The sequence below is a fragment of the Algoriphagus zhangzhouensis genome (genome assembly GCF_900148515.1).
Lineage (GTDB): Bacteria > Bacteroidota > Bacteroidia > Cytophagales > Cyclobacteriaceae > Algoriphagus > Algoriphagus zhangzhouensis.
This window is the reverse complement of the sequence record NZ_FRXN01000001.1, coordinates 572,274-594,082: the sequence shown is the minus strand read 5'-3', so window position 1 is coordinate 594,082 and position 21,809 is coordinate 572,274. Positions and strand designations below refer to the sequence as shown.

The window sequence follows — 21,809 nt, the reverse complement described above, 5'->3', positions numbered from 1 at the left end:
CTTTTCCAAGATTATTTATAAATTCAGCAAATTTTAAAACCACCACCCTTAAAGCGCTGAATGAAAATTAATCTTTCAACTCTTGGCCTATTTGCCGGACCTCTAGCATTCCTAGCAATTCTTTTTTTGGTAGAGTCTCCAGATTTAAATCCTCAAGCTCAATCCATGTTGGCAATTGCAGTCTGGATGGCTATCTGGTGGATTACCGAAGCTTTACCTATTGCAGCTACAGCATTTTTGCCATTAGTTCTGATGCCAACCATGGGAATTCTCAAGATTGGAAGCGTTTCAGCAAATTATATGCATCCTACGGTGATGTTGTATATGGGTGGTTTTCTAATGGCTACTGGTATAGAAAAATGGAATTTGCACCGAAGAATCGCCCTATCGATCATTAATTTAATTGGAACTAACCTGAGAACTATTGTCTTGGGTTTTATTTGTGCCACAGGATTCCTTTCCATGTGGATCTCCAATTCTGCGACTTCTTTGATGATGCTACCGATTGGTTTGGCCGTTGTCAAGCAGTTTCAAAGCCAGTTTGGTGATGATAATGAGTCACTTGGAGACAGATTAGGTAAAAATATTATGCTGGGAATCGCCTATAGTGCTTCTATTGGCGGTTTGGCAACATTGATCGGAACACCCACCAATACGATTTTGGCGGCTGTAGTTTCTGATTTATATGATTATCAGATCGGTTTCAACGAATGGATGCTATTTGGTTTCCCTTTGTCAGTAATTCTGATTTTTATCTGCTGGTACTACCTGGTGAATTTCGCTAACCCTCTCCCCCGCAAATTCAACCTTGAAAACGCCAAATCCATCGTTTCTGACCGTTTGAAAGAACTTGGAAAGATGTCTTATGAAGAGAAAAATGTGCTTATCGTCTTCTCTTTGGTTTGTTTGGCCTGGATTTCCAGAAGCTTTTTCCTTTCCAAATATATCCCCGGAATCGATGATACCATTATCGTTTTGACCGGCGTGGTCATCCTCTTTATGCTTCCAGATTCCAAAAAGAAAGGAAGAATTTTGGACTGGAAAACGGCAGAAAAGATTCCTTGGGGTGTTTTGATCCTATTTGGAGGCGGATTGGCATTGGCTGAAGGGTTTAAGGAAACCGGCTTAGCAGAATGGATCGGTCAGCGCTTCACTTTAATAGAAGGTGTCGGATTCTTTGTTTTGCTCCTAGTCATCATCGCATCCGTAAATTTCTTAACCGAAGTCACTTCCAATGTGGCCACAGCTTCCATGTTATTGCCGATTTTGGCTTCTGTAGCTGTCAAGTTGGATTTACATCCATTTGGATTGATGGTTGGAGCAACTTTAGCAGCAAGTTGTGCCTTTATGCTTCCTGTCGCCACTCCTCCCAACGCCATTGTATTTGGTTCTGGCTTCCTACAAATGAAAGACATGGTTCGAGCAGGTTTCTGGCTCAATATCCTATCCATTATCCTGGTCACCATGATGGTTTATTTCCTTTTACCAGTCTTATGGGGAATCGATTTGGAGATGTATCCTTTTTAAGGAAAATTATTTACCACAGAGCGCACAGAGAGGATTTAATAGAAATACGCTTTGCGAAATAAGGTGGAGATAGGCCTTCGGCGAGATACAATAAAGATACAGCTGCGCTGAGATATACTTCCCTTCGGTCAGTCAGATAAGCCTTCGGCGAGATGAGATCAGTGAAAATCTGTGGCCCGCGATGATTATTGGGGCTGTGTGAATCTGCGGGAGAAATAGATTGCTTAGTATCTTTCCTCTCCTCGCAATGACGTTAAAGACTTCGTCACTGCGAGTGGAGCTTACGGAACGTGGCAGTCTAAATTTTTAAAGAAATACGTTTCACGAATTAAGGTGGAAATAGGCCACTATCCATTTTTGGTTTAAAATCAATTTCCTCCCCACACGTCAGCAAACTCCTCAATTTTGCATTGGCTCTTGTGGTGACTTGAAGTTTGAAGTAGCAAAATTTTCGTCAGACAAGCCTGCCTGCTGCAGGCAGGCCTCCTAATTACCTCCCTCACAATTGATTTCTTAACTCCCAAAACTGGAAGGCGGATCCAGACTAAAATTGAAGTCCTCTCCTCAATTTAAAGACACCTTTTTGCCAATTGTTTGAAAATTTACCCATGATTTCAATTGGACAATTTGCTTTGAATTGGCTGGTGACGGATTGAGGTCAACAAGCGTTAAGAAAATCGGCTAGTTCCGAACTTGTTCGGAAATCCGGCGATTTTTAGCGTTTGACCCAATCCGGCAGAAAATGTCCGAAGACATTTTTAAGCCAATTCAAGCAAAAGACTTTTGTAACTTTTGGTCTTTCAAAAGTTAGATAAAAAATGATTTGAATTCCTCTTATGAATTTAAGGTAAACTTTATAGTCCTGACTACCATTACTAAAGCAGTGAAAAAATCTCTAGACACATTTAAATAATAGCAGTTTTAACCTGCAACATTGAAAAGCACAAGTCTGGAGACTTGCGCTATTCTGTTTAAAAACTATAAGCTAAAAAATTCCATCCCACCTATCCCCCATTTCATCCCAACTAATTGAGTAAGGTGTTGCTGTGCTGTATTCTTGTTTCATGAAAACAAAAAGCAGCGAAACACCTAACCATCTTAAGGAATCCAACCGTGGATACTTATTTTTGATGCTTCTGGCGCTGTTGTATCAATTATTCACGCTAGTTTCTTTCAACTAATCCCATGAAAAACAAAAGTTTAGACTTTCGACAGATCGAATGGTGGATGGTAACCATCACTTTCGTCTGTATTATTCTGTTCAACTTAATTTCTCAAAGCAGCTATCTCAGATGGTCTGGACTTGAAGGTGTACGATCCTTAAAGAACGTGCTGGTACCCAGTGTCATATTTGCGAGTTTCTATATAGTTCATATGAAACTGGTCCCTACCTACATCAAAAACCGAAACGTCTGGCAATTGGTGGGGTTCTCTTTACTCACATTAACAGGAAGTCTAATCCTTTCGGTTATTGCTACTGTTAGCCTTAACGGAGCAGTGCCCAATGTATTTTTCCTTTATTTCGGAATGGTCCTTTTGTATGCCAGCTATCACCTTTCGGCATTTGTGATCAAAGAAATGCTCACTCCTCCCCGTTTTCAGGATTTCTCCTTTTATAACCAATTAAGGCTCATCCTCGCCTATTTATTTCTGATTTTGTTTTTGGTGCTGTCGCAAAGAACAATTACCAATGAAGTAGCTCTGGTATTCTTTATTCTGATTGTTCCAGCTATTCTGATTGTTATCGCATTTAACTACTTCCTGATTTATAGAAATAGACAAAAAGGAAAAACCAAAAGAGCAAATTGGTTTCTGGCTTTACTGTTAGGTATTATCCTGTTGATTTTCTTCATTATTGCTGCAGATAACAATGAAGAATTTATCTTCTTGATTGGAGTCATGGTAGCCGCTATTGCAGCATTGATTGTGATTCCTTTAAGCAATTTGGTTTTCAAAAAATACGATTCATTTACAGGAACTATCACCACCTTGACTACCCAAGTAAATCAAGGAAATGCAAGCATGGATTTCTTGCGTTCTCAGATCAATCCACATTTCTTGTTCAATGCACTAAACACGCTTTATGCGAGTTCTTTGATGGAAAATGCAGAAAAGACCTCCGATGGAATTCAAAAGCTGGGCGATATGATGCGCTTTATGCTTCATGAAAATCAGATGCCTCAAATTCCTGTGAGCAGAGAAATAACCTATCTGAAAAACTACCTGGATCTGCAGATGCTGCGATTTGGAGCGCAGAAAAACCTAGATGTAGACATTCAGATCAATGAAAACCAATGTTCTGGCAATATCGCTCCAATGCTGATTATTCCTTTCGTAGAAAATGCCTTTAAACACGGAATCAGTTCCAAAGAAAAATCTTGGATCAAAATCAATTTGAGATGCATCGCCGGTTCTCTTCATTTGGATGTGGTTAATAGCGTACACCCAGAAAAATCCAAATCAGAACAAGACCGCGAAGAATCCGGAATCGGATTGGAGAATGTGAAAAAGCGTCTGGAGCTGACCTATCCTGAAAAACATGAACTCAGTATTGTTTCCAATGACTCTGATTTCTTTGTACATTTTTCCATCCAACTACAATAACCTATGCTGACGGCAATCGCCATCGACGACGAATCTTTTGCTTTGGAGGTGATCAAATCGCACGCCTCCAAAGTGCCTTTTATAGAAGTCAAAGAATATTTTACCAATGCAATTGAGGGGTTGGAATATCTGAAAGCCAATCCCGTTCAATTGGTATTTTTGGATATCAATATGCCTGATATCTCAGGGATAGATTTAGCTGAATTACTTCCTACGGAAACTCAGGTGATTTTCACTACCGCTTATTCGGATTTTGCTGTGAAGGGTTTTGAATTGGATGCTCTGGATTACCTGTTGAAGCCTTTTTCATTTTCCAGATTTCTCAAGGCCTGCCAAAAAGCTCAGGATTGGCTTTCTCTCCAACCTGGAAATGATCCGGCCTATATTTTTGTCAGAACAACCGATGGAAGCGTTCGGGTGGATTTTCAGGATTTATTGTATTGTGAATCCCAAGCCAACTATGTGAACTTCCAGCTTACGGATCAAAAAGTAGTAAGTAGAATGACTTTGGCTCAAGTAGAACAGGAACTGCCCTCCTATTTTATCCGGACACATCGATCCTTTTTGGCTAATGCCCAATTAGTAAATCGTATTGAAAGACATCAATTGCATCTGAAAGGTCATACTGTTCCGGTGAGCTCTACGTATTTAGACGGGATTCAGGAAAAATTCAAGGCTTAAGCCTATAACCCGGATTATGCAATAGGTTTCGTTATGGAGTCATTAATTGCAAGAAAATCAGACTGTTTGGAAACTGAGGCATAGCACCGCTATGGTGAAGTTGAAAACAGCAATGTAATGACTGATTTTGAAGCAATTAATGGATTAAATAGAATTGCTATTGCATATTTCGGGTTTAATAGCGGGTGGTAAACTCCTTTCTATATTCCAAAGGGGTCTTTCCGCTTCGCTCTTTAAACTGCTTATTGAAATTGGAAAGGGTGAAAAATCCGCATTCATAGCAGATTTGACTGATGTTCATGGATTCATCCTGTAGGAGCTTATAGGCATGATTGATCCGGATTTGGCTTAGAAAATCAGAAAAGGACTGATTGGCTCTACTTTTAAAATAGCGACTAAAAGCACTTTCGGAGAGATTACAGATATCAGCGACTTCTTTTAAGGAGATTTTATCCCGGAAGTTATGCATCACAAAATCGAATACCATCCCCATCCGATCCTTTTCTGATTCCTTATGAGTATTGATATAGGTAGCTTCCGTGATCAGTCTACAATCTTCAGAAACGGCTATTTTTTGCAAAATCTTCAATAGATGGATAATACTTTCAATCCCCTCAACTTCCAAAAGCTCCTTCATCAGGCTCGTAACTTCCAAATTGGTTTTTCCGGAAATCTGAATTCCTCGGGATGACTTATGGAGCAATGAGGAGATAAAACTGAACTCTTCGAGCTTGAATACCGAATTATTCAAAAAAGTATCTGGAAAATAGATGACGATTCCATGGGTTTCCAAACCGGAGTTGGAATCAAAATATTCCAGGTCATTTCTCCAAAGATGAGGCAAGTTGGGACCGGTCATGACCATGTCTCCTTCCTCGAAGGATTGCATATTGTCTCCGATAAAACGGGTCCCCTTCCCTTTCAAAGCTACAAAGAGCTGAAACTCAGAATGGAAATGCCATTTATTATCAAAGTAAGGAGCAATCAACTCCTTGATTATAAAAGCTTTATTTGCTGGAATTCTTGACTTTTGAACAGGTTTCATTCCTGATTATTGATAAGATTTGCTTACAATGTAAAAATAAATATCAAAAAACAGTCAGAATTTAAAAGTATACAGTTGGACTTCCTCTTCTAAAATTAGGAATATAGTAGCCTAAAAAAATTCATAAACCCAAAGGATGAGTAAATACAACAAATCGGGTTTTAGAGGTTTCATTGTCTTAGCCTTCTTGACCCTGCTATTCGCCTGCAAAAAAGAGCAGAGCTTCCTTTCCATGACCGAACCACGTAGAGTGGAGATTTTGGTTTTAGGACACGAGAGTGAACATCACAATTCTGAGAAATTGATGATGTATTTAGAAACTCCTCTTTTTCAAAAAGGGATCAACCTAACTTACACGACCGATCCCAATGATCTCAATCCAGGCACCCTTGCCAACTATGACGGATTGATGATTTATGCCAACCATGATCAAATTTCTCCTGATCAGGAATCTGCTCTTAAGGACTATGTTCAAGGTGGTAAAGCTTTAATTCCTATTCACAGCGCCTCTTTTTGCTTCCAAAATTCCGATTGGTACATATCAGCCGTCGGAGGGCAATTTAGCACACATGGTGTGGGAGATTTTACTGTGGATATTATAGATGCTGAGCATCCAATCATGGATGGAATTGAGGAATTTGAGACTTGGGATGAGACTTATGTCCATTCCAAAGTAAATCCTGACATGCATGTATTAATGGAGCGAGTGGAAGGTGACCATAAAGAGCCTTACACTTGGACTCGTGATGAAGGAGAAGGACGTGTGTTTTATACTGCCTACGGGCACAATGAAAAAACTTGGGAAAAAGAAGAGTTCCAGCAGCTTGTAGCAAATGGTATTCTATGGGCTGTAGGTGATAAAGTCAATGAGCTTTTGACTGCTTACAATATCCCTACTCCTACTTTCGAAGATGCGGAGATTCCTAACTACGAAAAAAGAGATCCAGCTCCACGTTTCCAGCATCCACTTTCTCCGGAAGAGAGCATGAAATTGGTTCAGGTGCCTGTAGGCTTTGAATTGGAGCTTTTTGCTTCTGAGCCAATGATCATCAACCCAATTGCAATGACTTGGGATGAAAGAGGAAGATTGTTTGTGATCGAAACTACTGATTATCCAAATGAAATCAGAAAAGAAGGTGGCGATGACAAAATCAAGATTTTGGAAGATACTGACGGAGATGGTAAAGCTGATAAAGTGACCATTTTCGCAGAAGGATTGAACATTCCTACATCTATCATGGCTGTTAATGGAGGTGTTTTAATTTCTATGGCTCCTGATTTTGTATTCTTGAAAGATACCGACGGAGATGACAAAGCAGATGTAAAAGAAGTAGTAATGACTGGCTGGGGTAAATCAGATACTCACGCAGGTCCATCTAACTTGAAATACGGATTTGACAATAAAGTATGGGGTGTTTTAGGTTACTCTGGCTTCAATGGTGAAGTAAGCGGCCAAAGACATTCTTTTGGACAAGGCGTTTATAGATTTGAGCCATCCGGCGAAAACTTGGAATACCTAGGAAATACCTCCAACAACACTTGGGGATTGGGTTTCACTGAAGATTTCGAAACCTTTATCTCTACTGCCAACGGACAGCACTCTGTGTATTACTCCATGGCAAACAAGTATATCAAAAGACCTATTTACCAAGGTTCTGCCAATACAGTTCATGGTATCGATACGCACTATGATATGCCTCATTTGACTCCATTCTTGAGACAAGTTGACTGGCATGGATCTTATACTGCTGCTGCTGGACACAATTTCTACACTGCTAGGAGTTTCCCTGAATCTTATTGGAACAAAATTGCTTTCGTAGCTGAGCCAACTGGACGTGTACTTCACAATGCTCAAATCAATGCAAATGGCTCTGGTTATACTGAAAAAAACAAATTCAATATTCTAGCAAGCTCTGACGAGTGGTTCTCTCCTGTTCACGCAGAAGTAGGTCCTGACGGAGCACTTTGGGTAGCTGATTGGTACAACTTTATCATCCAACATAACCCAACTCCAAGAGGATGGGAAAATGGTGAAGGAAATGCCTATATCAATCCAATGCGTGACCGTCAGCATGGTAGAATCTATCGCGTAGTTTATAAAGGTGGTACGCCTTCCAAAACTTTCGATTTGAAAGATGCTTCCAATTCTGAATTGATTGAAGCATTGAAGAGTGAAAACATGTTCTGGAGATTGACTGCTCAGCGATTGATCGTAGAAAACAAAAACACTGAGGTTCTTTCTGATTTGTATAAAATCATTTCTGATCAGTCCACTGACGAAATAGGAATCAATGGTCCTGCTATCAATGCGCTATGGGCTTTGCATGGTCTAGGACAATTGGACGGAAGCAACAGAGAAGCAGATATGATTGTGGAGAAAGCTTTGAAGCATCCTTCTGCAGGGGTTAGAAAAAATGCTTTGAGAGTCCTTCCTCCTACTCAAGAAACTTTGAAAGCCATTTTGGGTTCAGGCATCTTGGAGGATAAAGACCTTCATACAAGAAAATATGCATTCTTGACACTTTCAGAAATGCCTTTCTCTGAAGATGCATCCAAAGAATTGGTGAAAGCCGCTGCAAATGCTGAAAACGCCGATGATCCTTATTTGCCACAAGCAGTTTTTGCAGCTGTTTTGGCTCATCCGACTGAGTTTGTTGACTTGGATCCTGCATTTGACAAAGAGGAAGAATTGACCTTGACTGAGAAAATTGCAAGAGGTTTGGTTAGTGAGCAATATCCTTTGGATCAGCGTAACTCTATCCTTTTCCCACCAGATGCAAGAGGGAAAGAAATCTCTATCAGAATGATGATTTCCAAAGCCGATGATCCTTTAGAGGGTGTTTTGGTAGCTCAAGGAAATAATACAAACGGCTACAGTTTGTACGTGATGGATGACAAATTGTATTTCGCAGTAGCTCAAAACGAAAAGCAAACTATCATCAGTTCTCCAAAAGGTCTTCCTGAAGAATTGTTTACGATCGATGCAACTTTGGTTGAGGATGGATCTATGACTTTGAAAATAGATGGAGCTGAAGTAGCAAAAGGAAAAACTGCAGGATTGTTTACTGAAGAATTGACTCCAAGCCGAGTAAGAGCTGGTACCAATGACAGCAGATATGTAGTTGGTAAATACGAAGGAACTTGGTGGTTCAACGGTAGATTGAGTAACAAATCTACTCTGGGCTTGAAAAAACCTGGTTCTGGAATGACTTCTGGCTCAGAGGATACCTCAGCATCCAATGCCAATGGTACTTCTATGGTGAAAATCGCTGTTGTTCCTCATGAGATGAAATTCAACAAGTCTACCTTCACTGTGAAAGCAGGTTCTCAAGTAACAATCGATGTAGAAAACCCTGATTTCATGCAGCACAACCTAGTAATAGGTAAAAAAGGTACCATGGAAATCATCGGAAAAGCTGCAGATGAATTGGCTAGAGATCCAAAAGGAGCTGAACAAAACTATGTTCCAAATATCCCTGAAGTGATTGCGGCGACTGCGCTTGTTGATCCTGAAGGAGTAGAAACCATCGTCTTCACTGCACCTACCGAGCCTGGAGAATATCCATTTGTATGTACAGTTCCTGGACACTGGAGAATTATGTTTGGAACAATGATCGTAGAGTAAAATGGCATTAGACGTAAAATTCGGAGTCAGTACCTGGTTATGGACCTCCCCTTTTAGCTCAGAAACCATAGCTCTATTTCCAAAGATCAAAGAATACGGATACGATGCAGTGGAAATCCCTGTAGAAGATCCTGACTTAATAGATATACCTGTTGTAGCAGATGCTTTAGCAAGTAATGGGTTAGCACCCATTATTTGCGGGGCATTTGGACCTACTCGTGATTTGACAAACGAGGATCCTAAGTTTCATCAGACCTGTTTTGATTACTTGGATAGATGCTTTGATATCGCAGCTCAATTAGGCGCCGGCTTTGTTGCAGGTCCTATGTATTCAGCTGTTGGAAAAGCTAGACTTGTTTCTCCTGAGCAGAAGAAAATCGAATGGAATTTGGCCGTTACCAACTTGAGAAAAGTTTGTGAAAGAGCCAGAGTTCAGGGTTTGGAAATTGCAATCGAGACTTTAAATCGATTTGAAACCGACCTAATCAATACAGCTGCAGAACTCAAGCAATTGATCACCGATATCAATGAACCTGAAGCAAAAGCTCTTTTGGACGGATTTCATATGAATATCGAGGAGCCGAGCATCGAAGAAGCTATCAAAACTGTTGGTGACAAATTGATCCATGTTCAGGTTTCCGAGAACTACAGAGGAACTCCTGGAACAGGTCAGACTAACTGGGCAGCTTGGAAAAGAGGCTTGGAAGCTGTCAATTACAAAGGAACGATCTCCATCGAAAGCTTTACTCCGGAAGTGAAAGAACTTGCTGGAGCAGTTTGTATCTGGAAACCATTGGTTCCAAGTCAAGATGGTTTTGCCAAAGACGGATATACTTTCCTTAAATCTTGGGCATCGGAATAATAGTCAATTAACCATACAATAACCCTTTTTTAAAATAGATTATGAGTAAGAAACCAATAAACATAGCAATTATCGGCTTGGGTTTTGGAGCGGAATTTATTCCGATTTACCAAAAACACCCATGGGCAAACATGTATGCGATTTGCCAAAGAAATAAAGAGAAAGCAGAGGAAATCGGCAAGGCTTTCGGAATCGAAAAAGTATATACCGATTATGATGAATTGCTAAAAGATCCAGACATCGACGCAGTTCACATCAATACACCGATCCAGAATCACGCAGAGCAGTCAATTAAGGCCCTAAAGGCAGGCAAACACGTGGCTTGTACAGTTCCAATGGCTACTTCTGTTGAAGATTGTAAAAAGATCGTAGAGGAATGCGAAAGAACTGGATTGACTTATATGATGATGGAGACGGTTGTTTATAGCCGTGAATTCCTTTTCATCAAAGAGATGTATGAGAAAGGAGAATTGGGTAAACTTCAATTCTTGAGAGGCTCTCACCAACAAGAAATGGCTGGATGGCCAGGCTATTGGGAAGGTCTCCCTCCTATGCATTATGCTACGCACTGTGTAGGACCTGTTTTGGCATTGCCTAAAGGCGAAGCTGAATACGTTTCATGCTTCGGATCAGGAACGATTGATGAAAACCTGATTCCTAAATACGGTTCTCCATTTGCCATTGAGACTTGTCATATCAAGATGAAAGATTCTGATCTTTCTGCTGAAGTGACCAGATCTCTATTCAATACGGCACGTCAATACAGAGAAAGCTTTGATGTCTATGGTTCTGAAAAATCCTTCGAATGGACTTTGATCGAGCATGAAGACTCTGTCATTCACACTGGCGAAGTTCCTGAGAGAGTGAAAATCCCTGATTACGCGCATTTATTGCCAGATGAAATCGCCGGATTTACCATGCAAGGAGTTTATGATTCTGATGACAATCAGCACTTGTCTTTTATCCAGGGTTCAGGTCACGGAGGTTCTCACCCACATTTGGTTCATGAGTTCCTTTCAGCGCTTTATACAGAAAGAGCTCCTTATCCTGATGCAAGACAATCTGCTAACATTACCTGCGTAGGTATTTTGGCTCACGAATCAGCCATGGAAGGTGGAAAGATCAAATACCTTCCAGAATTTACTTTGAAAAAATAATTTGGGTTTAATATGAATTGGAAAAGGCAGCTTGGTTTCGAGCTGCCTTTTTTTTGTCTTTAACCCGAAATATGCAATAGCAATTCTATTACTGCCATTAATTACTTCAAAATCAGCCATCACATTGCTGTTTTCAACTTTACCATAGCGGTGCTATGCCTCAGTTTCCAAACAGCCTGATTTTCTTGCAATTAATGTCTTCATAACGAAACCTATTGCATAATCCGGGTTTCGTAGAATGGAATTACTTCACTCTTTTTCCTTCAGCAGGAAACATATCCATTAATGAACCCGAAGCATTGTCATCATCTATTTTTTGAAGGCTGATATACACGTCATAACCTGTAATAGTAAAATAAGCTGTCAGCTTACCTTCTTTGATACTTACAGATGTCATCGCTTTTTCCTCTCCATCTGGAGTTTCCAAAAAGTAGCCTTTTGTAGCTCCATCTACTGTTTCAAATCGCATGGGGATTGTTGCATTTCCTTGGGGAGTATCTTTGACCAAAACTTCCCATTTTCCATCAAAAGACTCTTCTACATTGGAAGGCAATTGAAAGGACATCAAAGAAAAAATAAGTACTAAACTGAATAGGAATGTGTAGTTCTTTAGTTTCATGGTTTTTTGGGTTGAAGTAAATAATATTCTATTATATCCAAATGAAACAATAATAAAAATAAGTTCAAACACCCTTAGCAAAATAGTTGATTGACAAATATCAAATTAGCCAAATAAAAAAGGAGTGGATCACTCCACTCCTTTCTGCAAATAAATTTCTATTTATAATAAACGAGCAAACAAAGTCAAATTCTTCATAAACCAAGCCTTGTCTCCGCCTTGAGTGGTTTGAATCTTTAAGTATCTGAAAGCCTCAGAAGCATCCCAGCTTGAAGAGTTTACTCCAGGAATACCAACTTCTTTTGTTACAGCAGTCCATTCGGTTCCATCATTGGAAACCATTACCTGATATTCTACTGGGAATTCTTCATTTCCTGAATCAAATTGAACTTCAGTCAATATTTTGGCTTCTGGTAATTCAACCTGGAACCACATTCCAGCTTCTTGATTACTATCTGTCTTCCAACCTTTGAAAGAAAACGCATAGGAAGCATCTCTGGTCGAACCAACACCTCTTAAAGCAGTACTGCTCGCAGTCGCTTTCCAAGTATCCATAGCTGTCAAAGCTTTAGGAATTCCAGCTGATAGTTCTTCATACGTATACATTCCCTCTTTATCGGCTGTTTCCTGACGAATCTTGGCTACAAATTCAGGAGTCACAAAACTTCCATTATTTCCAAAATCGTTTCTGATATATGAAATCACAGATGCGATATACTTATCATCGTTAGAATTCATTGCGATCATCACACCTTCATACATTTTCCCTTCAATGTCACCAGTAAGACCATGCAAAAGGGTTTTAACGGCATACTCTGGATGTCCCTGTATCCTTGGGGAACCTGAGAAAGCCGGAGCAATCAATTTGCCTTCACCGGCAGGAGAACCAAGACCTTTTGGACCATGGCAAGTAGAACAGTAGCTATCAAAAATAGATTTACCCTGAACGAACAAAGCCTGTTCTTCAGGAGCAAATTTGGTGTTAGCCGCTTTCTTGGCTTCCTCCATCTTTTCCAATAATTGAGCACCAATCACCTGGATACCATTTGCTGGATTGGATTTCATCGTGGTTTGTATCAGGCTTTCCACCTCATCAATATTCAAAATATAAGCACTCAATAGAGCTTGAAGCGCTACATCCACATCTGGATCTTTGGTTCCTTCTCGATAGAGTTCAGCTAAGCTCTTATTACCATACTTGTACAAAGTTTCCCCAGCTCTCATTGCTTGCATTTGAATCTTAGGGCTAGAATCATTGACTAAAGACTGAACCATCTCAGCTTTCAATTCTCCAAGACCTTCCAAAGTCCAAATAGCATGAATTCGAGCCAATTCATTTTCAGAATTTTTAGCCATTTCTTCCAAAGCTGGTGCAATAGATTTATCCTGTCTCATGACCATGATCTGCTGAGCCATATCTCTCCACCAGCCATTTGGATGCTCTAAGTGCTTAACCAACTCTGCACTGGTTTGATCATACATTCTAGGCTTTTCGGTATTCCTGGGCATTCCTTCATAGCTCAATCTCCAAATTCTACCATTTCCAATGACATCATCCATTTGATACTGCTGAATTTTGGTTCTCAGGTAACTTCCATCCTGAGTCCACTCCCCTTCTTGAATAATACCTCGATACATATCCACGATATAAAGTGTGCCATCTGGAGCTGTAGCCATATCTACAGGTCTAAACAAAGGGTCTGTAGATTGAATGAATTCAGACTTTTCTTCACGGTAAACATTTTGAAGATATGACAAGCCTTCCACCTTTTCAGTCTCAATACGGCGAATAATACGTCCTACAGGCTCGCCATAGATATATTGACCAACGAGGTCAGAAGGAAGACGATCTCCCCGGAAAACATCATTTCCAGCAGCCCCTGTCACATTCCTCAATGATCCATCAGGTTTTGCCTCCTGCATCCCCGGTTGGAAGTCAAAAAGTTTCACCAAACTGAATGGCTCTCTAAACCCTTCTTTCAAGCCGCCTTTTACATTGAAATTTCCATAGACAATCGGGAATTGAAAACCTTGAGGAACTCCACCTGCCCCGTCTTGGAACCACTGCTGCCCATAATTATCCTGGGTCACTCCCCATTGACCCCATGGATTACCACTGGGTTCCTGAATTACAACACCACTTGGAGTCCATCTTATTCTCTTGGAATTATAGGTACTGTACATCCAGTTGTCTAATGTCCAAGTCAAAAAGCTCGTTTGATGCTCCACATTCCCGGATCTTCCCAAGCCGGATGCAAAGAGTTCTTTTTTATCCGCCTGACCGTCTCCATCAGTATCTGTGTATTTGTAAACATGATCTTCATTGGATTCCATGGATAAAATACTATTTGGGCCAAATGGAACCACATAGCGAGGAAAAACCAAGCTATCTAAGAATACTGTTCCCGTTTCATAAACCCCATCATCGTCCAAGTCTTCCCATCTTGAAATTTGGGAGGTTGGTAGAAGCTCCCCATTGGCATCCAAATCCTGCATGTAAGTCCTTAACTCCAATACATACATTCTTCCATTTCCATCAAATTGGATGGCCGCTGGCTCCTTGATTTGAGGCTCAGAAAGCACAGGATCAATTTGATATCCAGGATGCAATACAAAGGATTTCTTCTGCTCATTTGCAGAAACAGGAACTACTGGAGGTTTGGGACTTAAATCAATCCCTTTCCAGATGGGAGATTCCATATCAATTCCTTCCGGTAACTGTACTTCAGGATATGGCTCTTCCAATCTTGAGGGATCCATGGATTCGGCAGGGCTTACATCAAATGGAGACCTTTTTTGCTCACATGAAAAAGCAATACCAGAAATCAAAGCAGATACAACAAGGGCCTTATTGCTAAAACGCATAATGGTAATGGATTAAATTCTTAAGGATCAGGAATCCCAATCCTTCCAATTAAAAGGATCTACAAATTATGGGTTTATTCCTTGTTGAGGGTAACCAGTTGCGTAAAAAATTCAAGAAAGATTTAACGTAAAGCTTAAAATTTTAAACAAAGAGATAATCGAAAGTTTCACTCATTTGGTGAGGATAATATTGTATCAAAATATTGAATGTCGAATGATGAATATTGAATAAAGAAGTTTGAAATGATTATTGTGCTCCTTTATCCTTTCCTCTAGATTGGTAGTTTGTCCAATGTAATATGTATCAATTGTTGGAGAATAGAGGATGTACACAAAAAATTCAATATCCATTCTCTAATTAAAAAAACTCCTTAAAAGCAAAAAACCACCCATTTCTGAGTGGTTTTTTGAGCCCCTTGCCGGGATCGAACCAGCGACCTACTGATTACAAGTCAGTTGCTCTACCAGCTGAGCTAAAGAGGCTTTTTCCTTTAACGTGGTGCAAATATAGGCCTTCCCTTTATTCACTCCAAACTCTCAGAAATTAAAATTTAGAACTATCTCCTATCTTCCTTATTCTGAGAGAGAAAAATTTTAAAACTCTCTTAAGATCGATAGCTTCTTCTTCAATTTTTCGATCTCCTCTTCAGCTTTCTGAATCTTCACATCAAACTGGTCTTTCAATTTATCTGCGGTCTTGGAAGCTGCAAAGAACTCCAAGTTGTTTTTCCAAAGAGTAATATTGTTTTCCAAATCCGAAATCTGCTTTCTGATACCATGTTCCTTTTTATTCAAAGTCTTATTGGCATTAGGATCGGATTGAATACGGTTCAAATTCAATCGGAACAAGAAATCTTCTCTGTCAAAACCATCATCTAGCTTCTCCAAATAAATGTCAACAGCTTCTTTAAACTGAGCCTGGATATCTTTCATGTTCTTTCTAGGAACGAAGCCAATTTCATTAAACTGATCAACAAGACCAGTCAATTCACTTTCGCTTGGATTTCCTTCAGCAGCACCCACGATCAATTCACAAATCGCCTGCTTCTTTTTGTAGTTCGCCTCGTATTCAGAGTTTGCCTGCTTATTGGAGTTTCTTCTATTATCAAAGAAAGTATCACATGCTGCCTTAAATCTCTTGTATAAGCTATCTCTGCTTTTCTCTGGAGTTGGACCTAGCTTTTTCCACTCTTGCTGCAATCCGATCAAGGCATTAGCTGTATTTTGCCAATCAGTAGAATCTTTCAATTCCTCAGCTTTTTCAATCAAACCTTCAGCTTTGCTCTGATTAGTAGCTCTGATCTCATCCAGCTCTTTGAAGAACATGTTCTTATTATGGAAGAACTTCTTAAATGCTGTCCAGAAGGCTTTATTTATTTCTCGCCCTGACTCTCTAGGAACAGGACCGACTTTTTCCCAATCTTTCTGAATTTCAAGAATCTCCTTCGTCTTGGAATTCCATTCTTTGATTCTGTCGGCTTTGAATTCAGCAAAAACGGCCAATTTTTCGATCAAAGCTTCTTTTTCTACTTGGTTTTTCTTGAATACTTCTTTTTGACCTTCGTAGAACTCTTTTCTTCTATCATAAACAGCATCTGAAGCAGTTTTGAATCTCTGCCAAAGTGCCTCTTGATCTTCTCTTGGAACAGGACCAATGTGCTTGAACTCTTCGTGAAGTTCATTCAATGATTTAATTGCCTCTTTTAAATCAGCTACAGAAGTTAATGCTTCTGCCTTTTCGCATAGTTCCAGTTTGCTTTCTAGATTTTTCTTTCTGTCAAGCTCTTTCAACTCAAAATAAATCGATCTATTGTCATAGAATCGATCCATCAAAGCATTGTAATTAGCCCAAAGGCTTCTGTTTTGAGAAGATGGTACAGGTCCCACAGATTTCCATTCTTCCTGAATAGCCTTGATGGCATTCATACTCAAAGTGGTTTCCTCGCCGTCTACCAACTCTCGAAGTTTATTCAAGATTTCAGTTTTTACCTCCAAGTTTTTATCCTTTTGCTTTTCAGCTTCTTTACGGATTGAGGAAACTTGCTTCTTGAATTCGTAATAATATGTATTGAAATCCCTTTCCTCATCGGAAGGTCTAAAATCAAAATCGTCTTCTACTCCGCCGTCAGCCTTGAATTTTTCCAAAGCCTCTTCTCTCTCCTTAGATGTAAATTCATCAAAGGCAGCCTTAATAGCATGAACAGTCTTGTCTAATTTTAATGGACTCAATCCCTCACCCAATTTTTCTTTGATGAGTTTCAAAAGTTGAGTCTTGGAAAGCCCCTCCAAATCCAATTCTTCTTCATGGTGCTCTTCCTCTTCTTCCTCATCATTGGATGAAGATTCTTCTTCAGAATCACTTGATTCAACTACTTCTTTTTCAGTAGCTTCATCATCTTTAGATGGAGTTTCACTTGAAGAAACTTCGGCCTCTACAGATTCTTCTGCAACTGGCTCTTCCTTAGGGGTAGGAGCTTCCACGGTTTCTTCTGGAGAAACCTCTTCAGTGGATGTGTTTTCTACTTCTTGTTCTTTACCCTTTACCTCTGAATTTTCAGAAGCTTGGGTCACCTTGTCCTTGTCGGACAAATCGTTACTTTTCTCGGTCATAAAAACGGAACTATTTCAAGGCAATATGGGCAAAAGTAGGGATTTTGCCTAATTTAATCTTGGGTCCATGGGATAATTTGCAATTACCTTAAACTCCCCTCCCATGTTTTTCAAAAGATTTCTCCACAATTCTTCCGGAGTCAGGTGAAAGGTCTCCCTATCGACTTCTTCTTTACAAATTATCCAAGTATCCTCAGTCAATTCATCTATTAATTGTCCAGGAGCCCATCCAGAGTATCCTAAGAAAAAGCGGATATTTTCTAGATCAAAGGTCCCTGTTTTCAATCTGGATACCAACTCCTCAAAATCACCTCCCCACCAGAGATTTTCTCCAATTTGAATACTCCCCTCTAACTCTTTATTTCCCCAATAAACATAGTGAAGGGTATTTTGCTCTACCGGACCACCGACATATACTTCTAGGTCCAGAAAATCAAAATCCTCCAGAATTTCATTGATTCTTAAAATGGAAGGTTTGTTGAAAACTAAACCAAAACTTCCATCATCATTATGCTCACAAAGCAAGACTACGGAACGCGAAAAGTTCTCATCTTGCAAAAAAGGTTCGGAGATCAACAAATCACCGACGTGGGGAGTTGGAGTTTTTTCTTCACTCATAGGCACCAAGTTGGAGTTTATGAAAGGAAAAATATATATCTAAATTTTATAAATGCAATGGTCATCGTACTTTTATTCTGTTAAAATACTTTTGCCCCATCTACTATGGACATTTCATCAATACGTAAAGACTACAGCCTTAAATCATTGGATATCAACAATGTAAACAAGGATCCTTTTCAACAATTCAGCGCTTGGTTCCAAGAAGCAATTGAATCTAAAGTTCTGGAAGTGAATGCTATGACTCTTTCCACACTCGGAAAAGATGGTTTTCCTAATGGAAGGATCGTCCTTTTGAAGGATGTTGATTACGGATTTGTTTTCTTCACCAACTATTCAAGCGAAAAGGGTGAAGAATTAGCTGCTTGTCCAAAAGCTTCCCTTACTTTCTTCTGGCCTGAATTAGAAAGGCAAGTAAGAATCATGGGGAGAGTTGAAAAAGTAAGTGATGAGCTTTCTGATGAATATTATTTCAGTCGACCAGTGGGTTCACAAATCGGGGCTTGGGCTTCTCCTCAAAGTAAAAAGATTGGATCTAGAGAAGTATTAAATGAAAAACAGGCTGAATTTGAGGGTTTATTTCAAAGAGAAAAAATTACCCGTCCACCGCATTGGGGTGGCTATAGAATATTGCCAAAGCGATTGGAGTTTTGGCAAGGTCGTCCAAGCAGGCTACATGATCGAATCATGTTTGAAAAAAATGAAAGCGGAAGTTGGACTATCTCCCGCCTTGCACCTTAATTATTTCAGATCAAATAAATCGTCTGTTCCAATCATTTTCTCTACGGTGAAACCCTCGCCGTAGGTTTTCATGATTTTATGTCCCATTTCCCTGGATCTTGCTTCTATAAAAGGCAAGAAATCAGGCGTGGAAATAAAACTTTCCGGTTCCTTGCTATTTGGATCATGAAACTGGGACTGGAATGCGAGAATACTTTTCACTTTGGTGTCCCAGAATGGGGTGATATCCATCACAAAATCAGGCTCAATGTAATTGTTCTGAATATAGTGATAGACAAATTTGGGTCTCCAAGCTTCTTGGGCCACCCCATCCAATTCAGTTTCTATCTTCCTCAATCCACTCATGAAGCAAGCATTGGTAGCCAGACTACCTCCTTTTCCATGATCTGGATGTCGATCACGAATCGCATTTGCCAGTACAATTTCAGGCCTATACTTTCGGATCATTTTGATTAACTCTACCTGATGAGCTTCATCATCTTTATAATAAACATCTTGGAAACCCATATTTTCACGCGCAGACAAACCTAAGATTCTACCAGCTTCTTCAGCCTCTTTTACGCGTAATTCCGGAGTCCCTCTGGTACCCATCTCCCCTTTTGTGAAATCAACGATACCAACCTTATGTCCTTTGGCTACATGAGCTGCAATAGTACCTGAACAACCTAATTCTGCATCATCTGGATGAGCAGCAAAAACTAAAATATCCAGTTTCATAGTTTTATTATCTTACCCGAAGGTTTTGACCAATTCTCAATATACTGCGAGAAGAAATACCATTCATTCGAGTCAATGCACTGACTGATACTCCGTATCTTCTTGCAATTGAACCCAAGGTATCTCCACTTTTCACTCGGTGATAAGCTCTCGCTCTAGCCTGAGCTATATGGGAGAAAGTCTCTGATGTTATAGTAAACAATTGATTTTTGATTCTATACTCTCCGAAATCATACACGTTTTCCGGATCAAAGGCGAGACCTTTGTATCTCATCTCATAATGAAGATGAGACCCTGTACTTCTTCCTGTACTTCCACCTTTGGCAATGATATCTCCTGCTTTCACTTCCTGTCCTACTTCTGCTACAAATTTGGATAAGTGGCCATAGAGTGTTTCCAAGCCATTTTTATGTCTAACTACAACATAATATCCCCAGCCATATCGATCATAAGACCTAACTCTGACAATCCCATCAAATGTACTTCTCACTGGATCACCTGTATCCAAATCTAGATCAGTACCATAATGCCATCTTCTCCAGCGGTAGCCAAATCCTGATGTCTTCCTGGTCTCATCATCCAAAGGCATTTTCCAATCATAGCCAAAGAATGGGTCGTAAAGCCTGATGTTGACAGAATCCTGAAAGTCCTTGATATCAAAATTATAGATATCAACTTTTTTGGAATCCCAAGCGGAGTAATATTCATAAGCGGTTACCCAGATACTATCAATCTGAATTTGTTCTGAAACTTTAACCAGACGATTGGTGGGTGCCCAAATCATCACATTTTGATCTTCTGAAATAATGGATCTGACTTTACCCAGATTTACATTATTTTCAAAAATCAAAGAGTCAGTAACAGTAGAAAGAGTCCTTAGATATGACTCTTGATCAAATCCTCTCAGCTCAATATTTTTTCTCTCTTGGGTTGTTACTGGGGTGGTAGAAGTATTCTTCTTTATAATCTTAGGAAAAATTTGAGCATTGGACTCAGTTAGTCCAATGCTCAAAAATATTCCTAGAATAAGTATCAGTTTGAGATACCGCATGAATTCTTTTAGTGATTTTCAGTTTCGGCCAAATACCGTTCTGCATCCAAAGCTGCCATACATCCTGTTCCGGCAGCAGTCACCGCCTGTCTGTAAACGTTGTCTTGAGCATCGCCACAAGCAAATACTCCTTCAATGTTTGTTTTGGCTGTACCTGGAATCGTTTTGATGTACCCTGATTCATCCATATGAATGAAATCTTTGAATACCTCGGTGTTTGGTTGGTGACCAATAGCAACAAAGAAGCCAGAAATTTCAATTTCTTTCTTTTCCCCTGTTTTATTGTTCAAAATCCTCATACCGGTCACTTCTTGATCGCCTAAGACTTCTTCAGTCTCTGTATTCCAAAGGACTTCAATCTTAGGATTGTTCAAAACACGCTTTTGCATGATCTGAGAAGCTCTCATTTCTTCTCTCCTTACGAGCATGTAGACTTTGCTACAAATATTTGCCAAGTAAGACGCTTCTTCACATGCTGTATCTCCAGCACCCACAATGGCGACTTCTTGACCACGGAAGAAAAAGCCATCACAAACAGCGCAAGCAGAAACTCCTCTACCGTTCAATCTGGTTTCACTTTCTAATCCTAACCACTTAGCTGAAGCACCTGTAGAAATAATAACTGTATCTGCATGAACAGTTACCTGGTCATCTACTGTAACCACATGTGGTTTAGCAGAGAAATCAACAGCAGTCACAAGTCCATAACGGACTTGCGTACCAAATTTCTCAGCTTGCTTTCTGAAATCTTCCATCATTTCAGGCCCCATGATTCCATCTGGATAGCCAGGATAGTTTTCAACATCAGTAGTGATCGTCAATTGACCACCTGGTTGCCCTCCTGTGTATAAAACTGGGTTCAAACCTGCTCTAGAAGCATAAATAGCTGCAGTATAGCCTGCTGGTCCTGATCCAATAATCAGAACTTTTACTTTTTCAATTTCTTGACTCATCAACGGGATTCGTTAAATCGGGTAAATTTTGATATTTCTTAATTGGCAACAAAACTACTACATGTTAAAATTCCCAAAAGTGATATTTATCTCATGGGAATCCAGCTGGTAGTTTTTAAAAGGTTAAAAATAAA

At 39.8% G+C, this 21,809-nt stretch carries 16 protein-coding genes and 1 tRNA gene; 7 read left to right on the top strand and 10 right to left on the bottom strand.

The window, feature by feature from the left end; all coding sequences use genetic code 11:
* The first annotated feature begins 60 nt into the window (after positions 1-60).
* From BUF13_RS02570 to BUF13_RS02560, 3 genes are all read left to right on the top strand, one after another.
* Positions 61-1,527 (top strand): SLC13 family permease, encoded by a 1,467-nt coding sequence (locus tag BUF13_RS02570; protein ID WP_073570172.1) that lies wholly within the window; start codon positions 61-63, stop codon positions 1,525-1,527.
* A gap of 1,185 nt (positions 1,528-2,712) precedes the next feature.
* A complete protein-coding gene (locus BUF13_RS02565) occupies positions 2,713-4,131 on the top strand; it encodes a sensor histidine kinase (protein ID WP_073570171.1) in 1,419 nt (472 codons plus the stop codon).
* Positions 4,132-4,134: 3 nt separating this feature from the next.
* A complete protein-coding gene (locus tag BUF13_RS02560; protein WP_073570170.1) occupies positions 4,135-4,812 on the top strand; it encodes a LytR/AlgR family response regulator transcription factor in 678 nt (225 codons plus the stop codon).
* A gap of 175 nt (positions 4,813-4,987) precedes the next feature.
* On the opposite strand, the gene BUF13_RS02555 is transcribed toward BUF13_RS02560, so the two are convergent.
* The gene (locus BUF13_RS02555; protein WP_073570169.1) at positions 4,988-5,857 is read right to left on the bottom strand and encodes an AraC family transcriptional regulator; all 870 of its coding nucleotides are present in this window, start codon (positions 5,855-5,857) and stop codon (positions 4,988-4,990) included.
* Positions 5,858-5,993: 136 nt separating this feature from the next.
* On the opposite strand from BUF13_RS02555, the gene BUF13_RS02550 reads away from it, so the two are divergent.
* Genes BUF13_RS02550 through BUF13_RS02540 form a run of 3 tightly spaced genes read left to right on the top strand, consistent with a single transcriptional unit; the run spans position 5,994 to position 11,501 of the window.
* Positions 5,994-9,482: a PVC-type heme-binding CxxCH protein gene (locus tag BUF13_RS02550; protein ID WP_073570168.1), complete on the top strand. Its 3,489-nt coding sequence runs from the start codon at positions 5,994-5,996 to the stop codon at positions 9,480-9,482.
* Position 9,483: 1 nt separating this feature from the next.
* The gene (locus BUF13_RS02545; RefSeq protein ID WP_073570167.1) at positions 9,484-10,344 is read left to right on the top strand and encodes a sugar phosphate isomerase/epimerase family protein; all 861 of its coding nucleotides are present in this window, start codon (positions 9,484-9,486) and stop codon (positions 10,342-10,344) included.
* Positions 10,345-10,385: 41 nt separating this feature from the next.
* Positions 10,386-11,501, top strand: coding sequence for a Gfo/Idh/MocA family protein (locus tag BUF13_RS02540; RefSeq protein ID WP_073570166.1), 1,116 nt, complete (start codon positions 10,386-10,388; stop codon positions 11,499-11,501).
* Positions 11,502-11,745: 244 nt separating this feature from the next.
* Here the strand turns inward: BUF13_RS02540 and BUF13_RS02535 are convergent, their stop codons facing one another.
* The 6 genes from BUF13_RS02535 to BUF13_RS02510 form a co-directional block, all read right to left on the bottom strand.
* On the bottom strand, positions 11,746-12,120 hold the full coding sequence (locus BUF13_RS02535) for a hypothetical protein (protein WP_134204308.1): 375 nt from the start codon (positions 12,118-12,120) through the stop codon (positions 11,746-11,748).
* Between the two features lie 162 nt (positions 12,121-12,282).
* Positions 12,283-14,985: a DUF7133 domain-containing protein gene (locus tag BUF13_RS02530; RefSeq protein ID WP_073570164.1), complete on the bottom strand. Its 2,703-nt coding sequence runs from the start codon at positions 14,983-14,985 to the stop codon at positions 12,283-12,285.
* A gap of 195 nt (positions 14,986-15,180) precedes the next feature.
* The gene (locus BUF13_RS20870; RefSeq protein ID WP_083586346.1) at positions 15,181-15,336 is read right to left on the bottom strand and encodes a GIY-YIG nuclease family protein; all 156 of its coding nucleotides are present in this window, start codon (positions 15,334-15,336) and stop codon (positions 15,181-15,183) included.
* A 59-nt stretch (positions 15,337-15,395) separates the two neighbouring features.
* Positions 15,396-15,468, bottom strand: a tRNA-Thr gene (locus BUF13_RS02520).
* A 111-nt stretch (positions 15,469-15,579) separates the two neighbouring features.
* A complete protein-coding gene (locus BUF13_RS02515) occupies positions 15,580-17,595 on the bottom strand; it encodes a DUF349 domain-containing protein (protein ID WP_073570163.1) in 2,016 nt (671 codons plus the stop codon).
* 48 nt (positions 17,596-17,643) lie between these two features.
* Positions 17,644-18,213 (bottom strand): YqgE/AlgH family protein, encoded by a 570-nt coding sequence (locus tag BUF13_RS02510; RefSeq protein ID WP_073570162.1) that lies wholly within the window; start codon positions 18,211-18,213, stop codon positions 17,644-17,646.
* Between the two features lie 105 nt (positions 18,214-18,318).
* Here BUF13_RS02510 and pdxH point away from each other — a divergent pair, with 105 nt between their 5' ends.
* A complete protein-coding gene (gene pdxH / locus BUF13_RS02505; RefSeq protein ID WP_073570161.1) occupies positions 18,319-18,954 on the top strand; it encodes a pyridoxamine 5'-phosphate oxidase in 636 nt (211 codons plus the stop codon).
* Here the strand turns inward: pdxH and bshB1 are convergent, their stop codons facing one another.
* Genes bshB1 through trxB form a run of 3 tightly spaced genes read right to left on the bottom strand, consistent with a single transcriptional unit; the run spans position 18,955 to position 21,675 of the window.
* A complete protein-coding gene (bshB1, locus tag BUF13_RS02500; protein ID WP_073570160.1) occupies positions 18,955-19,671 on the bottom strand; it encodes a bacillithiol biosynthesis deacetylase BshB1 in 717 nt (238 codons plus the stop codon).
* A gap of 7 nt (positions 19,672-19,678) precedes the next feature.
* Positions 19,679-20,722, bottom strand: a complete 1,044-nt coding sequence (locus BUF13_RS02495) for a peptidoglycan DD-metalloendopeptidase family protein (RefSeq protein ID WP_073570159.1) — start codon at positions 20,720-20,722, stop codon at positions 19,679-19,681.
* Between the two features lie 8 nt (positions 20,723-20,730).
* The gene (gene trxB / locus BUF13_RS02490; protein ID WP_073570158.1) at positions 20,731-21,675 is read right to left on the bottom strand and encodes a thioredoxin-disulfide reductase; all 945 of its coding nucleotides are present in this window, start codon (positions 21,673-21,675) and stop codon (positions 20,731-20,733) included.
* Positions 21,676-21,809 lie beyond the last annotated feature (134 nt).